The organism is Phenylobacterium sp. (assembly GCF_035276905.1).
Classification (GTDB): domain Bacteria; phylum Pseudomonadota; class Alphaproteobacteria; order Caulobacterales; family Caulobacteraceae; genus Phenylobacterium.
Genome location: NZ_DATELG010000058.1, coordinates 1 through 2,590, shown reverse-complemented (window position 1 = coordinate 2,590; position 2,590 = coordinate 1). Strand labels below are relative to the sequence as shown.

Below are 2,590 nucleotides of genomic sequence, written 5' to 3'. Positions count from 1 at the left end.
GGCCCATCCGCGCGCGGCCGCCCGGCCCCACATCGATGGCGCGGGCGAGCGCCGCGGCCCAGGCCCCGGCGTCGCTCGGGGGCGCCAGCCAGCCGGTCTCGCCGTCGACCACCGTCTCCATGGTTCCGCCGTGCGCCGCGGCGATCACCGGACGGCCCATCGCCTGCGGCTCGACCGCCGCGCGGCCGAAGGATTCCGGCACGGTGGTGGGCAGCAGCGCCAGGTCGCAGAGCATGAAGGCGGCGGGCATGTCGTCACAGTGGCCGACAATCCTGATCGCTTCCTGAAGACCGGCGCGTTCGATCGCCGCCGTCAGCTCCTGGCGATAGTCGCTGCGCCCCTGGTCGTCGCCGGCGAAGAGGATCAGGAAGTCCGAACGGCCCTCGGCCGTCAGCCGGGCCGCCGCCTCGATGATCGTCAGCTGGCCTTTGATCCGCGTCAGCCGGCCGGCGAGCAGGATCTTCGTCCGGGGATCGCCCGCGGCCACGCCCCAGGCCTGGCGCAGGGCGTCGACCCGCTCAGGCGCGATGTGGGCCGGATCGAACCTGTCGAGGTCGACGCCGCGGGGGATCGCCACCACCCTGGCCGGGTCGATGCGGTGCTCGGCGAGCACGTGGGCGCGGGTGAACGCGGAGTTGGCGATCACCAGGTCGCCGCGGGTCATCACCGCATTGTACCAGCGCTTGAGCCCGCTCTGGGCCTTGTAGATGCCGTGGTAGGTGGCGACGAACGGCGTCTTCGTCGCCTGCGCCGCCCATAGCGCCGAAAACGCCGGCGCGCGTGAGCGGGCGTGGACCAGGCTGACCTTCTCGCGGCGGATCAGGTCCACCAGGCGCGCGGCGTTGCCGAGGATCACCAGCGGATTCTTCGAGTGCGCCGGCATCTGCTCGAAGCGCCCGCCGTCCGCCTCCAGCCGCGCGACCATCCGCCCCCCGCGGCTGGCCACCAGCGCGCGGCCGCCGGCCTTGGTCACCGCCCGCGCGATCTCCAGCGCGCTCAGCTCCGCGCCCCCGGTCTCGAGCTCGGGGACCACCTGGAGCAGGGTGAAGTCGGGAGGAAGCGCCACGGCCCCTCCCTTAGCGGCAAAAGCCATCGCGTAAAGGGCGCAGACGGACGCGGCCGCCCGCGCTAGGAGAAGGGATGAGCGAGACGAGCGGATTTCTGCCCCGCCCGGACGGCGAGCGGCTGGCCTGGCGGCGGGTGGCGGGGAAGGGGCCGACGGTGGTCTGGCTGGGCGGCTACCGCTCCGACATGGCCGGGACCAAGGCCGAGGCCCTGGCCGACTGGGCGAAGGCCAACAGGCGCGGCTACCTGCGCTTCGACTATTTCGGCCACGGCGAGTCCTCCGGCGCCTTCGTGCAGGGGACCATCACCCGCTGGCGCGAGGACGCCCTGGCGGTGATCGACGAGATGACCGAGGGGCCGCTGGTGCTGGTGGGCTCCTCGATGGGCGGCTGGATCGCCTGCCTGGCGGCGCTGGCCAGGCCCGAGCGGATCTGCGGCATGGTGCTGGTCGCGCCCGCGCCCGACTTCACGACGAAGCTGATGCCGGCCAGCTTCCCGCCCGAGGCCCTGATCGCCCTGCGCGAAGCCCGCGTCTGGATGCAGCCGTCCGAATACGGCGACCCGAACCCGATCACCCTCGCGCTGCTGGAGGACGGCGCGCGCTGGTCGATCCTCGACGCTTCCGTGCCGATCGCCGCGCCGGTGCGCGTCCTGCAGGGCGGCGAGGACCCCGACGTGCCCTGGCGTCACGCGCTGCAGCTGGCGCAGGCGATCAAGAGCCAGGACGTGGTTTTCAGCCTGATCAAGGACGGCGATCACCGGCTGTCGCGGCCGCAGGACCTCGCGCGGTTGGTGGCCGAGCTTTCGTCCCTCCCTTAATCAAGGGCGGGAAGAGCTCTCCGCCGCCAGCACCGCCCTCAGCCCCTCGCGATAGGTCGGGTACATCGGCCGCCAGCCGAGCTCGGCCTTGGCCAGGGCGTTCGAGACCCGCTTGCTCTCGGCGTAGAAGCGCAGCGCCGCCGGCGGCAGCCTGGCCTCGGCGAGCGGAACCTCGGGCGGGAGCGGCAGGCCCAGCAGGCGCGCGGCGTAGGCCACCACCTCGCTGTTCGGGCACGGCTCGTCGTCGCAGAGATTGTAGGCCGCCCCGGCGCGGGGGCGCTCGATCGAGGCCTCCAGGCCCGCCGCCAGGTCGTCGACGTGGATGCGCGAGAAGACGTGCTCGGGGCTGGTGATCCGGAGAGCCCGGCCCTCGCGCAGGCGGTCCAGGCTCGAGCGGCCGGGGCCGTAGATGCCCGGCAGGCGGAAGGCCGTCACCGTCAGCCCCATGCCGCGGCCGACCTGCCGCCAGTCGCGCTCGGCGCCGACGCGGCGGGCGCCCTCGACCGACTGGGCCGCCAGCCGGCTGGATTCGAACACCCAGCGGCCGCGCCGGTCGCCGTAGACGCCGGTGGTCGAGAGGTAGCCGATCCAGTCGGGGAAGGCGCCGGCGCGGGCGACCGCCGGGACCAGCACCGGCAGCGCCGGACAGCCGTCGGCGGTCGGCGGCGCGCTGACCAGAACGGCGCGCGCGCCCGCCAGCACCTCG

The 2,590-nt window shown here is 73.8% G+C and carries 3 protein-coding genes; 1 reads left to right on the top strand and 2 read right to left on the bottom strand.

The window, feature by feature from the left end:
* A partial coding sequence (locus VJS38_RS02340; protein WP_324086542.1) for a glycosyltransferase family 4 protein occupies window positions 1-1,066 on the bottom strand: 1,066 nt, incomplete at its 3' end.
* A 74-nt stretch (window positions 1,067-1,140) separates the two neighbouring features.
* Between VJS38_RS02340 and VJS38_RS02335 the strand changes: the two genes are divergently transcribed.
* On the top strand, window positions 1,141-1,884 hold the full coding sequence (locus tag VJS38_RS02335; protein WP_324086541.1) for an alpha/beta hydrolase: 744 nt from the start codon (window positions 1,141-1,143) through the stop codon (window positions 1,882-1,884).
* On the opposite strand, the gene VJS38_RS02330 is transcribed toward VJS38_RS02335, so the two are convergent.
* On the bottom strand, window positions 1,885-2,590 hold a 706-nt coding region (locus VJS38_RS02330; protein WP_324086540.1), incomplete at its 5' end, for an SDR family NAD(P)-dependent oxidoreductase.